The sequence below is a fragment of the Paenibacillus sp. FSL R5-0475 genome, assembly GCF_038004585.1.
In the GTDB taxonomy this organism is placed as follows: Bacteria; Bacillota; Bacilli; order Paenibacillales; family Paenibacillaceae; genus Paenibacillus_AQ.
Genome location: NZ_JBBORK010000001.1, coordinates 6,000,675 through 6,019,754, shown reverse-complemented (window position 1 = coordinate 6,019,754; position 19,080 = coordinate 6,000,675). Strand labels below are relative to the sequence as shown.

Here is a 19,080-nt window from a genome sequence, read left to right as displayed (position 1 = left end):
ATTTATGAAATCAAATGCGTTACGATGGAATGAGCCGATAGCTCGCAGCTTGCAATCTCTTCGCCTAGACCTAGCGTTACACTGTGCACTTCTTCACTTTCATTCATCAGTACGACAGCAATACTACCGTCAGGATTACGGAATGCTGTGGTTAAGATACCTTCCGCTTCAGATGTAAATCCGATCCGTACTGCACCTGGCGCAATGAATTTACTGAAATGCCCAATGTAATAATAGGAGCTGTTATAATGCACTTCATCTGTTGTCGTATCTGCAATAATCGGCGCATCGCAGAGATTGCCTACATGGTTAGGACCTCCAGTCTCATCCAGTACCAGGTTCCAATCCAGGTATCCTTCTGTCCACGCATTGAGATCTCCAATCATGTTTCTGCCGTAACGTTCGCCAGTAAACCATTCCCCCAGCTTAACGCCGCCCTCTTGGCAGCCCTCTGTGAACAACAGATGCTTGTCAGGAAATAAATCATGTACCTTTTCTACTTTGTCGAACTCCTCGCCTCCGTACCAGTGTATACCTGTACCCCACACATACTTTGCAGCTTCAGGATCAGATAATACTGCCGAAGCACGCTCGACCATAATATCGCGGTTATGATCCCAGATTACAATGTTCACATCTGAATGGCCGGTCTGATGCATCACAGGTCCAAGATGATTTTTAACAAAATCCCGTTCCTCTTCCGCACTATAAATACATGAATCCCAGACCTGAACGGCAGCCGGCTCATTTTGCACGGAAACTGCCCAAATCGGTACTCCCTCTTTTCCATAAGCTTCAATGAATTTCGTATAGTAGCGTGCCCAAACTTCTGCGTATTCCGGCTTCAGTGATCCACCGTTATTCATTTCTCCATTTGTTTTCATCCATGCCGGAGGGCTCCAAGGAGAAGCCAGCATCGTGAATGCACCGCCTCTTACTTCCATGGCATCTTTTATCAGCGGAAGTACCCACTTATGGTCATGTGAGATATCAAAAGTAGCTAGCTCTGTGTCATGATCAGCAACATAAGTATAATTGCCGAGGGCAAAATCACAGCTGTGAATATGAACACGCCCCATGCTATAGCCTAATCCCTCTACTGGATGGAAGTACCGATGAATAACCTCTGCTCGTTTCTCGGAGCTCAGACGTGACAACGTATAAGCAGCAGCTTCAGTGAAAGCGCCGCCAAATCCAATCATCTTTTGAAACTCCTGCTCTGGCTTAATCTCCACATCGGCAGACCCAGATCCTACTCTTGCGCTAAAAACAATTGCATCTTTTGGAGTTAAGCGTTCCCCTGTATCTTTTGCAGTTACCACAGTTTGAACTTTTGCCATTCCATCCATCTCCTCTGAATTGTTTTCTTACCAAAGCACTAGTCTTTACTGGATCATCTTCCGATGTTATAGATTCGGAGCAATGAACCATCAAATCGAAACAATCGAAACCGGTTTCGATTGTTTCGAAAAAAAATGATCTTCCAAATCAATTGAAAGAGCATTTATAACAATGGGTCTATTATAGCTCCATCTCACTACATAAGATGTGCCAAATACCACTATCTCATCTCATAAGAACAATTGAAAGCTATACTGTCTTTTACTTTAGCAGGACTCTTTTCAGTTCGTCAAGATTTATCAGACTACTTTCCGCTAATCGGAGGTGCACAGGATTCCCGTTCAACCACTTCCACCGGAACTAAAATCGCTTCCTTATCTAATACTTTACCTTCAATTGAGGTTAAAAGAATGTCCGCCGCTTGGCTTCCAAGAAGCTCCGTATCCTGACGCACCGTTGTCAATGCAGGTGTAACGTACTCGGCAAGATCGATGTCATCGTAACCCATAACTGAAATATCCATCGGTACGGAAAGTCCACTATCTTTAGCGGCCATAATAGCCCCTAAGGCTAGTAAGTCACCGGAAGCAAAGACGGCGGTTGGATGATCAGGGAGCTTAAGAAGCTCCAGCATCGCGTTATAGCCGCTTTCCCGAGAATAAAAGGCTCCGTTTACAACATAGGACTTAGGTACTTTAAACCCTCGCTGCTTCATAGCGGTCTTGTAACCCAACTCCCGCATTTTACCTGGAAATGTATTCATGCCTCCGGATATATGGGCAATCTTGCGATGCCCCAAAGAGGCTAGATACTCCACTGCCAGCTGGGCTCCAGAAGTATTATCTGAGCATACCGTATGCGTCTCAGAAGTCTCAAAATCCATAATAACGGTAGGAATATCACTCTCAAGCAGTTCACGGAAATACGGATCCTCATAATCGGACAAGAAGACAACAACGCCGTCTACGCCACGAATCCTGCAATTCTCTAAATAACCGCTTTGCTTACCACCGACATCTTTGGAGATAAACATGAGAGCATAACCCTTTTCAACAGCAACCTTCTTAAAGCTCTCGATCACAGCGCTGAAAAAAGGATGGCGAATACCAAATCCCGTATTCTCTACGAACAGCACGCCGATGGTCCACGATTTCTTAGTGGTCAATGTACGGGCATGTGAATTTGGCAAATACCCCATTTCTTGGGCAACCCGGAATATTTCCTGACGAGTTTTCTCACGTACATCGGAATAATTATTAAACGCCTTAGAAACCGTTGTTGGAGAGTAACCGGTTCTTTTGGCAATATCGTATATCGTTGTCAAATCGGCTCGCTCCTTGCCCTGACAAATGAAATGCCTTTTGTTCACTGCAATTTTAACGTCTTTCCGTACCGCCGTCCAGCGAAAAGTAACTTTGTACAGAGGGGAGTAGTGTAACGGCCTGAATCAACAGCCCTAGACTCATATAGATCAGATGTATCATTGCAACACTATTCAGCATGTACGTCTGCACCGTTATCCAAATGATTTGCCCAAACCCGATATACAGAGACAAAGCCCAGAAGCTATATAATTGCTTGAACGGATTAAATCGTTCCACCAAGTGCCACTGAGGTCTCTTGACCAGACCATAAACAACGAGGAGGGGCAGTAATCCAAATACGATAAATAGCAGAATACCCGGGAATAAAAAATCAGAGAATGGCGATCTTTCCAGCATAGAAGTCGGCATTTTCATTAGATCCCCGCTTGGATCTATTACAAGAGCACCGCCCCCTCCTAACGCTCCAACCGCCAAAAAAATAAGAAGAATATAAAGCCATGTTACTGTACCCGGCCTTCCCTTCGTTAATTCCATTTCACTTCCCCATTTCCAAATAAGAATTAGAGCAACCCTATCTAGATAACGAATCTGCCCTTTTTTCTATTTTACAAGTTTTCCCTGTTTATCACCGAGATGCATATCACAAATTTGGCTGTGTTTACGGTTTTTTTACGTACGATGTGAACAGCAGCGCTTTACGTTATACTAAGTTTAGAAGCTAACATTTCACTTAACGGAACTCATAAATAAACATCATTGAATCCAAAGCATAAACAATTTCTACGTCCTTATAAGCGAGAAATCCAAGACATAAAGTATGGTGTGGATCTTATAGTTTATTATATTTCAAAAACAAGGAGACAGGACATGCGTACACATGCGCTGCACCTAACATACCTATGAACGATACCGACCTTCTATCTACCAAGCAGTGTGCTTATTGCCACAAGCTGAAGCCGCTCACAGAATTTCGCAGACGTACAGGCAAACGTTCCAAGGGGCAGTCACGCCGTGGTGCCTGCCGTGAATGTCGCAAACAACGGGAAACACTAAATATAAAACTCACAGCAAACCCCTTACTGGTGAAGCTTGATACGATCCAAACCCATCAGCACACTCTATTAGAGCGTCCCAAAGAGGGAAAGCCGTCTTCCGCTGCTGCTTCTTCAGGACAATCTAATCCGAACCGACGCGTACGAGGTTTGGAACAGCGAAGAAAAAGGTCGCATGCTCAAGGCACAAAGCTAAATCCGGAAGATCCAACCCAATTGATTCCTTCTACCAAAGGGATGATTCTAATGCGCGGTCATAGCGACAAGGGACGGCGCTGGCATCAGGAGATTGATCTAGCGCTTGCAATTATCCTGGTCAGGGAACATGCCGCTATCGTTGTAAACCGTCGAACGATTCGACGATTGTATAGTAATAAGGATTTTCGCGCTTATATACTAGCCAGAGACAATTACACCTGCTACTTCTGCGGCGCTTATGGGGACACCATTGATCATTTACTACCTCGTGCTAAAGGTGGTCATACAACCCCAGATAATTGCGTCTGCGCTTGCACGTTATGTAATCAGACTAAAGCTGATAAATCTGTTGAGGATTTTATGGGCCGAATATAACAACTTAAACCAAAAAGCCCTAATTCGTAGGCTGTTCTGTTTCCGTGAACAGAACAGCCTACGAGATTAGGGTCGCTTTTTAATATGGAGAAGTGTAGTTTATTTAGTTGCCTGTAATATTCTTAACTCGTCCTACCTGTCCGCTAGTCAATCTGACCTTAATGCCATGCGGATGCCGAGGCGAGTTCGTGAGAATATCTTTCACCGTACCGTGTGTTAGCTTGCCTGTAGGCTGATCCTGCTTAAGTACAATATCCACTTCAAGCCCAGGACGAATATCCGCTCTTACTTGTCCGTTCATAATGTAATCCCCTTTCATGGGTTATAATGTTGTCAACTACAATAGATAAGGATGAGACGTTATGGCCTTCGGTATCAATAGAGAAGAATTAACCCGGTGGAAAAAAGCGGTCTCCGCAGGAGAGATCGCCTTCTTGACTCATTATTGGCTGGATCCACGCTTTCCCGGCATCACTACCGTCACCAAGGTGGGCTGTAGTGATCTTACCACACTGAAACACTGGTGCGAGGAGAACGGATTGCCTGCCCAATATATTCATAATCGTTCATCGTTTCCCCACTTTGACCTCATTGGACCTAGGCAGGCAGAAATCCTTCGACAAGAAGGTCAATGGGATCAGCTGGAACGTTTCAAACTGCTCTAAATACAAATTGTGATTTGAGACGTATTAATTACTTCTTTTTGCGTAAATCCTGCATGATTTTACGGCCGGTAGGTGTCTGTGCTAAACCGCCCCCTGCAGTCTCGCGGTGTTTCTCTGGCATAGCTGAGCCTACCTCGAGCATGACCTTGATAACTTCATCTGAAGGAATCACACTACGAACACCAGCCAGTGCCATATCTGCGGCGGCAAGTGCAGTAACTGCACCGAATCCGTTTCTAACAATACAAGGAATCTCAACAAGTCCGCCAACCGGATCACAAATCAGGCCTAAAGTGTTCTTAAGTGCTAACCCGACAGCATGCACTGCTTGTGCAGGCGTTCCGCCGCGTAGCTCGGTTAACGCGCCTGCTGCCATCCCAATGGCAGAACCTACCTCAGCTTGACAGCCGCCTTCCGCACCCGATACAAAGGAGTTATTGGCGATGACATAACCGATGGCCCCGGCTGCGAACAATCCGGATACCATGTAGTCATCATCCCAGCCAAACCGTTCCTGACAGCTGAGAAATACACCCGGAATAATCCCGCATGAACCAGCAGTAGGCGTCGCAATGATCCGGCCCATAGAAGCATTCACTTCGGATACAGCCAGCGCGTAAGCCATAGCTTGACCTGCAGGTCCACCTAGGCATGGCTCATCAGCCGCGTTGTATGCTCCTACCCGCTGGGCATCCATGCCTGTAAGGCCGCTGCGCGAAGTTGTATCTTCATGCATCCCGCGATGAACAGCCTCTTTCATCACGCCATAATATTCACGCATCGTGGAAAATTCATGATCACTGGAACGTCCAGATTCCACGCTTTGCTCTTCGAGCATAAGTGCTCCAATCGTGAGACCACGTTCCTCACACAATACAGCCAGCTCGCTAAGTGTTTGAAAATTCATGTTAAACTTTCCTTCCCCTTCTCATCTTGCTTACCTTCGTTTAAATTAACCAACTTCACGGATTTCACAGCAGTGAGCGCTTTAAGCGCTTCAATAAGCTCCGGTGTAGCCGCTTCATCCAGCTCCAGCACCGTTAAGGCTGCACCACTACGATTCTTGCGATCCAGAGACATATGCCCTATATTAAACTGTCCGTTACGCATCACTTCCGTAACACTCGCCAGAACACCTAAATAATCCATATGATTAATCAGAACCGTCGGATAGATCCCCGTAAGCTTCACTCCAAAACCGTCGATATCAACAATCTCGATGTTTCCGCCACCAATAGATGTCCCTGTTAGTGTCATTTCGCTTCCTGTTTCTTGTCCGATGAGATACAGCTTAACGGTGTTCGGATGTGGGAACAGACCTGTTCCTTGCTTAAAAGAAACTTCCATCCCGGCTTCGACCGCCAGTTCTAGGGAATCTGGAAGCCGATGATCGTCGGTAGTGAAATCAAGTAACCCTCCAACAATCGCTCGATCTGTGCCATGTCCCTGATAAGTTGCTGCAAAAGAACCAAAAAACGTTACTTCAGCCACACGCGGTACTTCACCCAACACCTGCCTTGCAGCCCTCCCGATCCGTGCCGCCCCAGCGGTATGTGAGCTTGAAGGACCGACCATCGCCGGACCAATAATTGAAAATACATCCTTAAAACGCATAAAAGACCTCCTGCCTGCAAGAATAGGCAATTATCGTACTCCTATATAGTATACTGCACTAGCAGTCGGAGTTCACCGTGACATTTGCTGTGATATCCAAATGCCTGACTTTGCGTATTCAAAGGCTAGTATTTCTATTTCATGTCCTGAGTATCACAAGATATCCTGGGAGCACAGCATAATTCCACCTCTATACTGCCAGCCCATCCCTTCCCAGAACCCTCTTCCATGTTCATTGGTTTCAATAACTATCAGGTGGCACTTGGTAATACCGGCTGCGCGGAGATTCTCAAGACAAGATCATACTTGTTCCCTCGCTTGAACAGAATGGCATAAAGCATGAAGAGCGCTCCGAGGAAGCTTTTCCAGCTCCAGCAGCGCTTCGTAAGGATCGCCCTCTAATCCCATAGCTTTCGCAAAGGCAGGCTCTGTCTTCCATCCGCTTGATTTTAAAAGAATGATCCGTTCGCGAAAATCATCATCCATCTGAGCTAAAATTTCAGCTTCAACGATCATATGCAAATAACCATTCTGGAGCTCCGTTCGCCTCGGCTGTCCAAACAGTTCGATAGGCCAGCCCTTTACCATAAAGTTAATTTTCGTTCGAGGAATCCCTTGAACCACTCGTGATTCGCTAACAAACCCCTCCATGGCTCCAAAATATCGAACAACTAGCGCCTTAAAATCCGCAGGATCATGAACCTCACATATGATATCCAAATCGCTGCCCTCCACTTGAATTCCAAGCGGTATTGTCCCAACCAACAAAGGGTTATAGTCCTTTAGCAAATTCATAATATCGAGCTCTAAAAGAAGGTTATAGACCTCTTTCTGAACCGCGGTTCCATGAATCAAATCATCGATATTTCGCCAATCATTCATTTTGAACAAGCGCCTCCTCCGACTCGGGTTTATAAACGCATATGTATGTATTGATGACAGCGCACGCTTTTCTGGGCGCATGCATAGAAATATACGGAAGGAAGAACGCAAGGAGGTTATTTAAAAAAAATGAATCCCATCTACCCCTATTATGGGGAGCGGACAGTATGTAAAGAGCAGCCTATTGCTTTTCCTCCACAGCATCAAGATCGTCAGCCGGGCCTGGAGAGTCTGATGAATCCTCGTCCCATCAGTGAAAACCCGCAAATTATCGGCAGTGGAAAACTGAAGGGAAAGGTTGCACTCATCACCGGAGGCGACAGCGGGATTGGTAAAGCCACAGCCATTGCTTTTGCAAAAGAAGGTGCAGACATTGCTATAGCTTATTTATACGAAGCCTCAGATGCGGAAGTCACTCAAAAGCGGATCGAAGAATTAGGGCAACGCTGTCTAAGGATTGAAGTTGATTTACGCCATAAGGAGAATTGCTTCAGGGCTGTGGAGCATACGATTCGCACCTTCGGCAAGCTGGACATTCTGGTCAATAATCACGGTGTCCAATATCCACAAAAAAGTATTTTGGATATAACAGAAGAGCAATTGTACCAGACGTTCCAGACGAATATCTTTTCATTCTTTTACCTCACTCAGGCCGCACTTCCACATCTTAAAAAAGGTGCATCCATCATTAATACCGCTTCCATTACTGCCTATCAAGGAAATAAAGAGCTCATAGATTATTCCTCCACCAAAGGGGCGGTGGTCTCTTTTACCCGCTCTTTAGCCTTATCTCTCGTAGACGCTGGCGTCCGAGTCAACAGTGTAGCTCCCGGTCCGGTATGGACCCCACTGATTCCCTCAAGCTACTCTGCAGAGGAAGTTAGTATCTTTGGTACAGATACACCCTTTAAACGTGCTGCACAGCCTTATGAGCTAGCAGGAGCATATCTATTTTTAGCGGGCCCTGATTCTTCATATGTTACTGGGACATGTATACATGTCAACGGTGGAGATATGGTCACCAGCTGATACACAACACACCACGAGAGGAATGTATACCTATGAATAAGATGCCCGATTATGATATTCCTTCAGTCCGTTTAACAAGCGGCATGTATGCCTTAACAAAATTAGCCTGCGCAGGGCTAACGTACGTCCTTATCTCTTTACTTATGCTTGGGTTTCCACAACATAACGGCATACCAGAGGGTTGGCCACTTTCGATCCCCTATGCGATTTACGCTTATGGACTACCAGCCGCACTAGTAGCCGATGTTCTGCTGCGCCTCCTGCGTTCCACTTCCCACATCGTTTCCCTTGTTGTATACGTAGCCGCAGGTTTCGGTGCAGGTCTATGGCTGGCAGCAGAACAAGGTGCAGAGCTACTGCTGTGGGGCTTGGCTGGAATTTTGGGACTGTTGCTGCTACGAGTGACGCAACTGGGTGTTGAGCGTTCCCCTCTGTTACTGCCTGTGTTTGCACTATTTCTACCGCTGCTTTGCTTGCTGCTGTTATAAGCTGCACTCAGAGTGCTTCTATGATATCACCGGCAATGATAGCCGCTGGATTATTCCGCTGACGGGCGGCTCTCTCCCCTGCTAATCCGTGTAGATATACACCAAAAGCTGCTGCCTGCGCCTCATTCAGTCCCTGAGCCAGCAGGCTGGAAATGATGCCCGTTAGCACATCACCGGCTCCACCAGTACCCATGCCGGGATGGCCTGTGGTGTTTACATAAGCTTGCCCTTCAGGCGTTGCTATAACCGTATGTGCTCCTTTTAATACAAGGGTAACCCCATGCTCTTTCGCATATCCCATAGCCAGACTGATGCGGTCCCGTTGTACCTCAGCTGTTGTTATACTAGCAAGACGGGCCATCTCACCTGGATGAGGCGTCAGAATCACCGGATGGCGTCTACTTGCCCAGCTCTTGTAATCAGCGTCAGCTAATATATTTAAAGCATCCGCATCGATCACCAGAGGACAATCCGTCCCTTCCCAGAGATTGCGAAGCCATTCTGTATCAGCCTCGAATCGACCAAGACCGGGACCAATGGCAAGAACATCTCGTTCTTTACTTAGCTTCAGTAGCTCTGAAACGCTCCCTGCTTGCCAGGTTCCATCTTCATTGCCCCCAACATCGGCTAACATGAGTTCAGGGGCAGAACCGATGATACAGGGCAGCAGCTTCTGAGGAAGCGCCCATGTCACTAATCCGCAGCCTGCCCGGAGCGCAGCACGGGCAGAGAGCAGTCCGGCGCCGCTCATTCTTAAGGTGCCGGCAGCAAGAAGGACATGCCCATAAGTACCCTTATGGCCTTCAGGCGAACGCCGGCGGGCCAGATCTACGCCCAGATGGGCATGCAGCACTTCCGGTGTCAGCAGGTGAACCTGCACACCGCTTTCAGGGGCCAAAGAAGACGGAATGCCGATGGCCCGGACCTTCACATGCCCCGCTGCGCCTGCACCGGGGTATTGCAGGAGGCCTCGCTTGAGAAACGCGAGGCAAACCGTCACCGACGCATGAATGCAAGGCTCATGCGTCTCACCGGTGTCCGCGTTCAGACCACTTGGGATGTCCGCGGACACGATCACTTTGCCGCTGCTATTCGCTGCGGCAATCAGCTCCGCATAGGCACCGCGAGGGGCTCCCGCGGCGCCGGTGCCGAGCAGCGCATCCAAGATGCCGCTGCACTCGGCAAGGTCCAGCCGATCCCTGCCGTATACCACGGCAGGAAGGCCCATGGCTGCAGCCGCATCGCGCTGCAGAGCTGCCTCGCCGGAGAGCGACTCCGGCGGCACCGCATAAACGAGCGTGACGGCGATGCCGGTCTCGCGAAGATACCGTGCGGCGGCGAGGCCATCGCCGCCGTTGTTGCCTTTGCCGACGAGGATAAACCATCGCTCGGCGGCGGCATTGTCCAAGGTCAGCGCATGATCTGCGCTGACCTGAAATGCATCCTTCCCGGCGTCTTCCCATCCGGCTGCATTTCTGCAGCCCTCTCCACCTCTCCGCCGGCACAGCGCAACGATCTCCTCTGCGATCACTCTTCCCGCATTCTCCATCAGCGCAATAGCTGGAATCCCCAGCCGCTGGATTGTTTCTCCGTCCAGCCGCCGCATTTGCTCAGCAGTTACCAGATACATGGTTCGGCCCCTTTCCGCTACACTTCAATCCACAACTAGCTTGATATCAATAAGCTACAGTAAATCTCGTCCGGCTAAAATTCCCTTCCTCCAGCTCGTCCACCATAGCTACAGCAAAATCCTCTACACTGATTATACTTTCGCCATTCTCATCAAAAACGAGACGGTCGAGTCCAATGCGGAATTGGCCTGTACGTCGACCTGAATGAACTACCGCAGCAGGACTGGCATACGTATAATCCAGTTCTGTGTTTTTGTAAATTTCATAAGCTTCCGCATGTGCCTCTGCCAGTGGTCTAATCTGAGCAGGGAAATCTGCCGTATCCATCAACAGCTCTCCAGATTCAGTCTTCAAACTCCCTGCACCACCCACAACTAGCAGTCGATTGAGCCCAGCTTCTTGCATCCCCTCTACAATTGCCTTAGCTGCTGTTAGCAAATCCTTCTCTTGGCCGAGTGCTGGACCGTATGCACTGATTACCTCTTCATGTCCACGGACCGCAGCTGCAACTGAAGCAGGATCTAGAACATCTACAGTCGTGATATGCAAACGTTCATGTTCAAGAGTTACTGATTCTGGATTCCGTACCGCAGCTGTTACCTCATGTTTTCTTTTTAAAGCCTCCTGTACAATCGCCTTTCCAATCGTTCCTGATGCACCCAATACTACAACATCCATCTGTTTTTTCCTCACTTTTTCCGGGTAAGACCAGCGTGCGGCCTTCCTGCTTATTTATATTTTTCAATACTCGTCTCAATAGCCTTTCCCTTACAACCTTTAATCATTATTTATCCCCTGCGGTCCATTTGAAATCAAATCGCATCCGTTAACTTCCAAACGAAAAACCCCTTCACCAATACAAGGGGCACTCTCTACTAAGTAGCATGTCCTCACATTAAGGACGTAAAAACATTCCCTGAGAACGTGGCATGACCGATTCAAAGCCATATTGTGCATACAATTTAGAGGCTTCCCCATCCGCGATTAGACTGACATAAGCCTTGTCCGGTACAGTATGAAGAAAATCCCTGATTTCCCCCATGATCAATTTTCCTAAACCGCGACCCTGATAAGAAGGCTTCACTGCGATATCCGTAACCTGAAAAAAGCATCCCCCATCGCCAATCACCCTGCCCATCCCGACCAAGGTATCTTCCTCATACAAGGTTACTGCAAAAATAGAACGAGGCAGCCCTATCGCAGCCCCTTCTTCGCTCATTGCACTCAGACCGGCCTCTTTTCTCAGTGCTAAATACTGTTCCACTGAAGGACATTCATGACGTATATCCAGCTTTCCTGTTGTCCCCATACCTTTCTCCTCCTAGCATCCTACAATAAAATAGAATTAGCGCCGTTCAGCATTGCTGTTCCAACTATATACGACTCAATGGTGCACAGGCAAGACTTGCCTCCGTCGAATATACAATAGCCGCCTGGCACATAGGCTAGGCGGCTTTTTTTATCAATGATTTTCATTATTATGAAGTGTTATCTTCTTATTAAAAAGGCGATTACTCCCAATATTCTGGTTAACTGATCTGGTATATCGTTTTACTACCACAAGAACAAGTCGTTCCCCTTTAACTTAAAAATAGCTTCCATAAAATAATAATCGCCATAAATGATTGAAACATGAATGTCTTTATGATGATACGCTGCTGAACCGCCCATTAAAAGATGATCGGAATCGGTCGTCCAGTCGCAGCGAGTAGCGTCCACTTTTTTCACGAGCTTCAGCGCGGCGTTCAGGTAGACCTCCTTTTCGTGCTCGCCAACAACTTGGGCGATCTCGATCAGTCCGCAAGCTGCGATCACCGCTGCCGTGGAGTCTTCGTAAGCGGGCTCCTTCGGTTGCCGGAAATCGATTGGAATAACCCCGTTATCCGGAATATTAGCCATAAAATAATGCGCCACCCGTTTGGCTGCCTGCAAATATTCCGGCTTTCCCGTATGCGTATAACTGATCATAAAGCCGTATAAAGCCCAGGTCTGCCCACGTGTCCAGGACGAGCCATCCTCGTAGCCTTGGCCGCCGTAAGTTCGGACCACGCCTCCATGGAACGGATCAAACTCCACGATATGATTCACGGACCCGTCCGGCCTGATAAAAGCTTCTAGAGCGGTGTCCGCATGCCTCATTGCGATTTGCGCATATCGCGGATCTTTAGTCTCTTCGCTCGCCCAATAGAGAAGCGGTAGATTCATCATGCAGTCCACGATCGCCCACCCTCTTGTATCTTCGCTGGCCGTATCATCGTTCCAAGCGCGGATAAATCCGCCTGCCAGATTAAATCGTCCAGCAAGTAAGTTGGCGGCGTGCATTGCCCTCTTACGAGATTCCGGATTTCCGGTAACTTTATAATTGGCCAAGCTCGTAGGCAACCACATAAATCCGACATCATGATGCAGACCGTAGAATTGATGGAAGCAGGCATCCAATGCATCCTCCGTAAAATTGGCGATTTCCTTGTACTTCTGAGCGCCGGTTTCATGGTACATGAGCCACATCATACCGCCCCAAAATCCATTCGTCCACCAGTTGATATCTTTTTCGATCTGATTATCGTGCGTACCATTTCTTGTCGTGTATGGAATTTTGTTTCTTGATCGTTCACATACGACGTCCATTTTGTCCGTTAGTTTAGCTATGACATTATCTACCCAAATTTGATCATCAGCCTGAAGGTTCAACAATCTGCTCACTCCTATTTTTTAACTTTCTAAGGGTCACCCCTTTTCAAGCCCGTTTGCTTATGTGCATATCTCTTTCGTTTATCGAAACCAAGTACTGATCTCCAATCTCGAAGCTAAATACACCTTCCTCTTCTTCAATAATCTGAACGGCAGGCTGTTGCCCCCCTTGAAAAGGAATAAGCACGGTCAAGAAAGTCATAGTACCGCTGTACCTATCCTGAAAGCGGACCCTTGTCGAAGGCCTTGAGATATCGGTCTCATCGGACAGCCTTCCCTCCAGAAGATCCAATTTCCCCGTATGGCTTGTCGCAATCGCCAGATTTGCAATATCGCTAGTCCCAATCACGCCGCCTAGGCTCTCTTTCACCTCGACAAAATCCAGATGGAAATAACGCTGAACGCTACGATCATTTAGTCCTTCTACCCGATCTGCAATAACAATGAACCGATTATCGACTAGTGAAATATGCCGATGATGGACAACCGGATCATAGTTTGTATGGCTGGCGCTGGCGAGCTGGTAGAAGCCTCTATCCTCTACATTGTAGATTCCACCAGGCTTTTGTGGCCCAAATGTAAAGGAATTAATATACTCGAAATGATCTCGCTCATCGATCAGCAGCGTAGAGTGATAATTCGAGCTCTTAAACTGCTTACGGTCCTCATCATTCCGATAACAAAAAAATCCGGGATCGCAAATCATGTCTTTTCCGAGCGCCGTAAAATCAAAGCTCATCAGATCGATATGGGCATGGGCATTCTGAATCGGGCTTTTACATGTAAACAAAAAACTGAGAGCCTTCGAATCCCAGCCACTGCGGATAATTGCTTGATCCAATGTACGATTCCAGAATGTCGTGGGCTTATCCAATACAAACTCTCTATCCTGCAAGGAATACAGCTCCTCCACAAATTGGCGGACATCGAGCGCTCTCCATACATGCTTACTAGCTTCCCTTACAACTTCGTGTACATCAATCAAATTCGTTGCAAGCCCTAGCCAGGAGCTATCATTCAAGGCATAATACCCATAAACGCCAGACATTACCGCAAGCGGATTTGCAAAAGAGTCTCCGACAGGTACACATTTCCCGGTTGGTCTTAACGAGTAGATCGAGTAATCCAAATTCTTTCTGAACCGTCCCATGTACTCCGCAGAGAACTCAAAATCGAAACGTTTAGCCAGAACGACAGCCAGCCCGAACCAGAACATGCAGCCATTATGATACGATGGACAGCCTTCAATTTGACCGCCATCCTCTGTCAGTTGCGCCATGCTGCACTTTTCGATGCCCTCTATCGCAAAAGCCTTCCATTCCTCGGCTTCTTTCAGCTCGGGAAAGTAAAGAGCAGTCGTCAGAAGGCCCAAACATTCCATTAAATAATGGTTATGATCCGCTTTAGGCCACAGCTGAGGAGACACGTTACGCAAAGCTTTTACTTGCTTGTAAATGACTGTTAAATACTTCTCCAAAATTTCTTCCGTGAACAACTCCGAAGGGCCTAGATGCTCCAGAACAAGCGGCCAAATTTTGTAGCCCCGGATACCAATCTCCAAAACCCTCAGCGGATGGCATTCCGTAAAATAGCCAATCGGCTTAGCCAGTAAGTCCTCAGGAATAGTGACCGTTTCGATCCAGTCCAGCATTTCATCGATGACCTTGAGTCCGTATTTCGCGTCCTTGGTGAGCGAGTAGGCTTCCAGTAAATCCTGCCAATGCGTCATGCGATTCAGCTGCCATAAATATTCATTGTCATTATGTCTGCGCTCTAGCCAGCTAGGCGGATTCCCGACAAACTCTCTGACTCCCCCTGTACCAGGAAGCATGATCATTCCTTGATAGGCGAATTCGGCATTCGCAATCGTCTCGCGCACGTGATCAGGCATATGTGCTGCGATATAGGCGGCTTTCTCGTCCATCGGCTCAAGCCGTGAGCGCAAGTTAGCTAACAGCTCCGTCGTAGTCATCGGCTCTTTCAGCAATGATTGCAGATTCATTTATTCATCTCCATTATGTTATTTTGAATTCGAAATGCCCCCTCCGAAATCATCAAGACTCCGGAAGGAGCGATTCCAGCTATTTCATGTAACGGTCGTATGCACCTTGCTCCACAGCAAGCAAATCCTTGATGCCCAAGCTTTCCAGCTCTTTAATATACTTGCTAAATGTCTCATCGTTTACTGGTTCCACGCCGAGCACCCAACGCTGCAGCTTTTCCTCCACATAAGTCAGTACGCCCGCATTTAACTCCTCAAATTTGGTCCGTTCATCATCTGTATAAGAAATCGGCGGATAAGCCTTCATAATATAGCCATTGTCAATGTATTCCTTGATGCCTTTCAACGCAGTTGCGTTTGTCCATTGTTCTTCGTAAGCGTAGTCTTGATGGAAGGCGAGCTCGATCTGGGCTCCCTCTTCCTGAAGCTGTTGAATGACTGTCTTTTCTTTATTTTTCAATAATGAATCTTTAAACTTCGGTTTGCCGTCCACGAGGTCGTAGTCCTTACCTTCGATGCCAAAGTTCATCAGTCTCCGACCCTCTTCGGAAAACCAGAAATCCATATATTTGATCGCTTCTACGGGATGCTTGGTAGTCGCCGAGATTCCCCATCCGCTTGCATGCGTCCCCTTGCGAGAACTTTCTTCGATTACTTTGCCTTCAGTGTTCGCTGGAGGCGTCATCGGAACAAAAGAGAAGCCTGGAATCTCAGTCGCAAGAATGTCATTGAAGTTAGCTGTGCTGGCGAACCAGTCGTGCGTCATGCCGCCGACATTGTCTCCGAGCAAAATGTTACGCGCCTTCTCTCCGCGGGTGAAAATTTCTTTATCGATTAAGCCTTCCTTATACCACTTCGCAATATTTTCGATGGCAGTCTTATAACCCGGCTCATACATGCCGTACTTGACGACACCGTTATCCGCGTAAAATCCGCGTTTGGCCGCATCGGCCCCGCCTTGCACGCCCCACTGAATCAGTAGATCGTAAATTCCATCCAGCTTGGATCGGCTGAAGTATGGGATTTCATCGTTTACTCCATTACCGTTCGGATCTTTTTCTTTGAAGGCTTTCAAGAGCGCATACAGCTCATCTACAGTTTTCGGCTGCTCTAGTCCCAATTTATCCAGCCAATCCTGACGTACAAACCAGCCCCTTGCAGCCGGTCCATCTGGCGTAAAGTTAAGGAAATACGTTTTGCCGTTATAGGCTTTCATATATTTAGCTGCATCTGGATGTTCGGAAAAGAACTTTTTAATGTTCGGGGCATATTTTTCAATCAGATCATCTAGCTCAAGAAAGGCCCCTTCAATCCCAAGGCTGTCGTACTGCTCCTTAATTTGATGATGGACCAGATCCGGAATTTTTCCGGAAGCCATCATTGTATTGAACAGTTCTTTACTATTCGTCGAGGCCTTAGATGCAGTACCCTTTAGCTTAATATTGGTCATGGCTTCCGCTTCTTTGAAGACAGGCCAGTTATCGTCGAATATAAACTTATCTGAGTAGTGCATATGGAGCGTCAGTTCAACCGGCTCTTTAGAGATCAAGTTCCCGGATAGTTGTTCTGTATCCGACCCTTTTGAATCATTCGCTGAACTTCCACTATTTTGCGGAGCGTTATTGTTACTACAGCCTGCCAGCAGCATACCGACTGACATCATGATTATTGCAGATGATTTCATCCATTTTTTGTTACCCATATTCATGACCTCCCAATATTGGTTTCTTGATTTCATAGTAAAAGGATTGAAGTAGCCATTAGCCTTTGACGGAACCGATCATGGCGCCTTTGACGAAATATTTCTGAATGAAGGGATAAGCTGCAACAATCGGTATAATGGAGACGATAATAGTTGCATAAATGATCGTTTCCTTAGAATATACCGCCATATTCCCCATTTCGTCGCTCACGTTCATTTCTACGATGAGTTTCTTTAGCAAGACTTGTAGCGGTACCTTACTCTCGTCGCTCAGTAGGATCATCGTCCAGAAATAGCCGTTCCAGCGGTACACCGCATAGAATAATCCGATCGTTACAAGAGAGGCTTTGGACAGCGGCAGATACACCTTCCATAAAATCGTCAGATCATTTGCTCCGTCAACCTTTGCCGCTTCCTCGAGTTCCTCCGGAATACTCTGGAAGAACGTTCTCATGAGGAAGACATAGAAGGTCGTAATCGCGAAACCGATAATGATCGTAAACCTGTTGTCAAGCATGTTCAAATCTCTGAAATTGAGATACATCGGAATCATGCCCGGTTGGAACCACATTGTCAGCGCGATAAAGAAGCTGATGGCCGTACGCCCCATAACCCGTTTCTTGGACAGGGCATAGGCCCCGCAAATGGTGAGAATTAAATTGACGATTACGCCGAATATCGTGTAATAAAACGTGTTAAAATAGGCAATCCAAATCCCCTTTTCCGATAATACCTTTGCATAGGAGTCAAAGTTAATATCGCGCGGCAGCAAGATCACCTTGCCGGTAACGACCGCATCAGAGGAGCTGATGGATGCGGATAAGACATAGACAAACGGATATAATGCAAGCAAAGCGATTATTCCAAGAAATACACAGTTAAAGATATAGAACAGCTTTTCGCCTCTGGTTTTTTTCATCTTCCATCACCTACCATAATCCAGTCTCTGTTAACTTCTTGCTCATCTTGTTGGCAAATACGACTAGAATAAATCCAACGACGGCATTGAACAGTCCCACCGCTGTCGCCAGGTCGTAACGTGCATCCTGTAAACCGGACCGGTACACGTAGGTGTTAATAACGTCGGCCGTCTCATAGGTGGCTGGCTGATATAGAAGAATGATCGCCTCATAGCCTACTTCCAACATGGAGCCCACCTTCATGACAAGCATGATTGCGATCGTCGGAATGATGGCAGGAAGCGTGATATGCCACATTTGCTTCCATTTATTAGCTCCATCGATAACCGCTGCCTCATACAAAGCCGGATTGACACCGGACAATGCAGCTATATAGATGATGGTACCAAATCCCGCTTCCTTCCAAATATCCATGGACCCGATAAAAATCGTACGGAAATAATCGGGATTGGTCAGAAAGTATTGCTTTTCTCCACCCATCATTTCGATCAGGATATTGATAATGCCGTTGCTAGGAGCCAAAAAGTTAGTAACGATCCCAGCTACGACAACGACCGAAATAAAATGGGGCAAATACGTGAAGGTCTGCACCGTTGCTTTGAATACCCCATTCTTCAATTCGTTAAATAACAAAGCGAGGATAATCGGCACAGGGAACGCAAACAGCAATTGATACAAACTGAGCAATACTGTGTTTTTTAATAGCCGCCAGAAATATGGACTTTTAAAAAAGGTCTCGAAGTGTTCAAATCCAACCCAGGGACTCGCTTCAATTCCTTTATATACACTGAAATCCTTAAAGGCGATTTGCAGGCCGTACATCGGCTTATACGCAAAGATGATATACCAAGCCAGAAACGGTATCAGGAGTAGATAAAGATAACGGTCCCTGATCAGGTTGGTTTTTATTTCTTTAAAGTTAAGCAGCACTCTCTTCTCCTCTCGCAACGATGTTTAGCTGATCCCCTCAGGAGCGCTCCCAATTGAAAGGTCAGCGTTGCAATTTAAACTATAGGAATGAATGTAAGCGCTGTCTATCGCCATTATTTCATCTAGCGGCAACTCTTTATGTCTGGGTTCATAATGTGCATTATTTTATGTATCAACAATTTCTCGTTATATAGAGAAACGCCCGTCGAACATACAATAGCCGCCTGGCAATTAA

19 protein-coding genes are annotated in these 19,080 nt (G+C 46.9%); 4 read left to right on the top strand and 15 right to left on the bottom strand.

Translation table 11 applies throughout. The features are described 5' to 3' along the window. Positions 1 to 2 precede the first annotated feature (2 nt). The 3 genes from MKX41_RS26975 to MKX41_RS26965 form a co-directional block, all read right to left on the bottom strand. Positions 3 to 1,340, bottom strand: coding sequence for a glycoside hydrolase family 30 protein (locus tag MKX41_RS26975; protein WP_340973903.1), 1,338 nt, complete (start codon positions 1,338 to 1,340; stop codon positions 3 to 5). A gap of 305 nt (positions 1,341 to 1,645) precedes the next feature. Next, positions 1,646 to 2,665 carry a LacI family DNA-binding transcriptional regulator gene (locus MKX41_RS26970; RefSeq protein WP_340973902.1) on the bottom strand — a complete coding sequence of 340 codons (1,020 nt, stop codon included), beginning with the start codon at positions 2,663 to 2,665 and terminating at the stop codon, positions 1,646 to 1,648. A gap of 52 nt (positions 2,666 to 2,717) precedes the next feature. Then, positions 2,718 to 3,200, bottom strand: coding sequence for a hypothetical protein (locus MKX41_RS26965; protein ID WP_340973901.1), 483 nt, complete (start codon positions 3,198 to 3,200; stop codon positions 2,718 to 2,720). Positions 3,201 to 3,565: 365 nt separating this feature from the next. Between MKX41_RS26965 and MKX41_RS26960 the strand changes: the two genes are divergently transcribed. Beyond that, positions 3,566 to 4,291, top strand: a complete 726-nt coding sequence (locus MKX41_RS26960) for an HNH endonuclease (RefSeq protein WP_340973900.1) — start codon at positions 3,566 to 3,568, stop codon at positions 4,289 to 4,291. 103 nt (positions 4,292 to 4,394) lie between these two features. On the opposite strand, the gene MKX41_RS26955 is transcribed toward MKX41_RS26960, so the two are convergent. Further along, a complete protein-coding gene (locus MKX41_RS26955) occupies positions 4,395 to 4,592 on the bottom strand; it encodes a YwbE family protein (protein ID WP_042184438.1) in 198 nt (65 codons plus the stop codon). A gap of 61 nt (positions 4,593 to 4,653) precedes the next feature. Between MKX41_RS26955 and MKX41_RS26950 the strand changes: the two genes are divergently transcribed. After that, entirely contained in the window at positions 4,654 to 4,956 is a 303-nt protein-coding gene (locus tag MKX41_RS26950) for a hypothetical protein (RefSeq protein WP_339244493.1), read from the top strand. A gap of 28 nt (positions 4,957 to 4,984) precedes the next feature. Here MKX41_RS26950 and sdaAA read toward each other — a convergent pair whose 3' ends face one another. From sdaAA to MKX41_RS26935, 3 genes are all read right to left on the bottom strand, one after another. Beyond that, positions 4,985 to 5,863, bottom strand: coding sequence for an L-serine ammonia-lyase, iron-sulfur-dependent, subunit alpha (sdaAA, locus tag MKX41_RS26945; protein ID WP_340973899.1), 879 nt, complete (start codon positions 5,861 to 5,863; stop codon positions 4,985 to 4,987). Continuing rightward, complete coding sequence (gene sdaAB / locus MKX41_RS26940) at positions 5,860 to 6,570, bottom strand: L-serine ammonia-lyase, iron-sulfur-dependent subunit beta (protein ID WP_340973898.1); 711 nt, start codon at positions 6,568 to 6,570, stop codon at positions 5,860 to 5,862. The genes sdaAA and sdaAB overlap by 4 nt, the downstream gene beginning before the upstream one ends. Positions 6,571 to 6,870: 300 nt before the next feature. Continuing rightward, the gene (locus MKX41_RS26935; protein ID WP_340973896.1) at positions 6,871 to 7,452 is read right to left on the bottom strand and encodes a DUF4269 domain-containing protein; all 582 of its coding nucleotides are present in this window, start codon (positions 7,450 to 7,452) and stop codon (positions 6,871 to 6,873) included. 129 nt (positions 7,453 to 7,581) lie between these two features. Here MKX41_RS26935 and MKX41_RS26930 point away from each other — a divergent pair, with 129 nt between their 5' ends. Both MKX41_RS26930 and MKX41_RS26925 read left to right on the top strand, forming a co-directional pair. Beyond that, the gene (locus MKX41_RS26930) at positions 7,582 to 8,481 is read left to right on the top strand and encodes an SDR family oxidoreductase (protein WP_340973895.1); all 900 of its coding nucleotides are present in this window, start codon (positions 7,582 to 7,584) and stop codon (positions 8,479 to 8,481) included. A gap of 32 nt (positions 8,482 to 8,513) precedes the next feature. Beyond that, positions 8,514 to 8,969, top strand: coding sequence for a hypothetical protein (locus MKX41_RS26925; RefSeq protein ID WP_094874201.1), 456 nt, complete (start codon positions 8,514 to 8,516; stop codon positions 8,967 to 8,969). A 7-nt stretch (positions 8,970 to 8,976) separates the two neighbouring features. Here the strand turns inward: MKX41_RS26925 and MKX41_RS26920 are convergent, their stop codons facing one another. The 8 genes from MKX41_RS26920 to MKX41_RS26885 all read right to left on the bottom strand — a co-directional run bounded on the left by MKX41_RS26920 (position 8,977) and on the right by MKX41_RS26885 (position 18,845). Continuing rightward, positions 8,977 to 10,599, bottom strand: a complete 1,623-nt coding sequence (locus MKX41_RS26920) for an NAD(P)H-hydrate dehydratase (RefSeq protein ID WP_340973892.1) — start codon at positions 10,597 to 10,599, stop codon at positions 8,977 to 8,979. 46 nt (positions 10,600 to 10,645) lie between these two features. Beyond that, a complete protein-coding gene (locus MKX41_RS26915) occupies positions 10,646 to 11,278 on the bottom strand; it encodes an NAD(P)-dependent oxidoreductase (RefSeq protein ID WP_340973890.1) in 633 nt (210 codons plus the stop codon). 217 nt (positions 11,279 to 11,495) lie between these two features. Continuing rightward, positions 11,496 to 11,909, bottom strand: a complete 414-nt coding sequence (locus tag MKX41_RS26910; protein WP_339268423.1) for a GNAT family N-acetyltransferase — start codon at positions 11,907 to 11,909, stop codon at positions 11,496 to 11,498. Between the two features lie 245 nt (positions 11,910 to 12,154). After that, on the bottom strand, positions 12,155 to 13,294 hold the full coding sequence (locus MKX41_RS26905) for a glycoside hydrolase family 88 protein (RefSeq protein WP_379424940.1): 1,140 nt from the start codon (positions 13,292 to 13,294) through the stop codon (positions 12,155 to 12,157). A 43-nt stretch (positions 13,295 to 13,337) separates the two neighbouring features. After that, positions 13,338 to 15,293, bottom strand: a complete 1,956-nt coding sequence (locus MKX41_RS26900) for an alginate lyase family protein (RefSeq protein ID WP_340973888.1) — start codon at positions 15,291 to 15,293, stop codon at positions 13,338 to 13,340. A 79-nt stretch (positions 15,294 to 15,372) separates the two neighbouring features. After that, positions 15,373 to 16,995, bottom strand: coding sequence for an extracellular solute-binding protein (locus tag MKX41_RS26895; protein ID WP_340973886.1), 1,623 nt, complete (start codon positions 16,993 to 16,995; stop codon positions 15,373 to 15,375). 58 nt (positions 16,996 to 17,053) lie between these two features. Next, positions 17,054 to 17,914 carry a carbohydrate ABC transporter permease gene (locus MKX41_RS26890; RefSeq protein WP_340973885.1) on the bottom strand — a complete coding sequence of 287 codons (861 nt, stop codon included), beginning with the start codon at positions 17,912 to 17,914 and terminating at the stop codon, positions 17,054 to 17,056. A 10-nt stretch (positions 17,915 to 17,924) separates the two neighbouring features. Then, the gene (locus MKX41_RS26885; protein WP_231573375.1) at positions 17,925 to 18,845 is read right to left on the bottom strand and encodes an ABC transporter permease; all 921 of its coding nucleotides are present in this window, start codon (positions 18,843 to 18,845) and stop codon (positions 17,925 to 17,927) included. Positions 18,846 to 19,080: the final 235 nt, after the last annotated feature.

Excerpts from the sequence above, each read along its gene's own strand:
- MKX41_RS26895 (WP_340973886.1), bottom strand. The coding sequence starts at position 16,995 with ATGGGTAACAAAAAATGGATGAAATCATCTGCAATAATCATGATGTCA.
- MKX41_RS26960 (WP_340973900.1), top strand. The coding sequence starts at position 3,566 with ATGAACGATACCGACCTTCTATCTACCAAGCAGTGTGCTTATTGCCAC.
- MKX41_RS26975 (WP_340973903.1), bottom strand. The coding sequence starts at position 1,340 with ATGGCAAAAGTTCAAACTGTGGTAACTGCAAAAGATACAGGGGAACGC.
- MKX41_RS26935 (WP_340973896.1), bottom strand. The coding sequence starts at position 7,452 with ATGAATGATTGGCGAAATATCGATGATTTGATTCATGGAACCGCGGTT.
- MKX41_RS26950 (WP_339244493.1), top strand. The coding sequence starts at position 4,654 with ATGGCCTTCGGTATCAATAGAGAAGAATTAACCCGGTGGAAAAAAGCG.
- MKX41_RS26910 (WP_339268423.1), bottom strand. The coding sequence starts at position 11,909 with ATGGGGACAACAGGAAAGCTGGATATACGTCATGAATGTCCTTCAGTG.
- MKX41_RS26965 (WP_340973901.1), bottom strand. The coding sequence starts at position 3,200 with ATGGAATTAACGAAGGGAAGGCCGGGTACAGTAACATGGCTTTATATT.
- MKX41_RS26900 (WP_340973888.1), bottom strand. The coding sequence starts at position 15,293 with ATGAATCTGCAATCATTGCTGAAAGAGCCGATGACTACGACGGAGCTG.
- sdaAB (WP_340973898.1), bottom strand. The coding sequence starts at position 6,570 with ATGCGTTTTAAGGATGTATTTTCAATTATTGGTCCGGCGATGGTCGGT.
- MKX41_RS26915 (WP_340973890.1), bottom strand. The coding sequence starts at position 11,278 with ATGGATGTTGTAGTATTGGGTGCATCAGGAACGATTGGAAAGGCGATT.
- MKX41_RS26920 (WP_340973892.1), bottom strand. The coding sequence starts at position 10,599 with ATGTATCTGGTAACTGCTGAGCAAATGCGGCGGCTGGACGGAGAAACA.
- MKX41_RS26925 (WP_094874201.1), top strand. The coding sequence starts at position 8,514 with ATGAATAAGATGCCCGATTATGATATTCCTTCAGTCCGTTTAACAAGC.
- sdaAA (WP_340973899.1), bottom strand. The coding sequence starts at position 5,863 with ATGAATTTTCAAACACTTAGCGAGCTGGCTGTATTGTGTGAGGAACGT.
- MKX41_RS26955 (WP_042184438.1), bottom strand. The coding sequence starts at position 4,592 with ATGAACGGACAAGTAAGAGCGGATATTCGTCCTGGGCTTGAAGTGGAT.
- MKX41_RS26890 (WP_340973885.1), bottom strand. The coding sequence starts at position 17,914 with ATGAAAAAAACCAGAGGCGAAAAGCTGTTCTATATCTTTAACTGTGTA.
- MKX41_RS26930 (WP_340973895.1), top strand. The coding sequence starts at position 7,582 with ATGAATCCCATCTACCCCTATTATGGGGAGCGGACAGTATGTAAAGAG.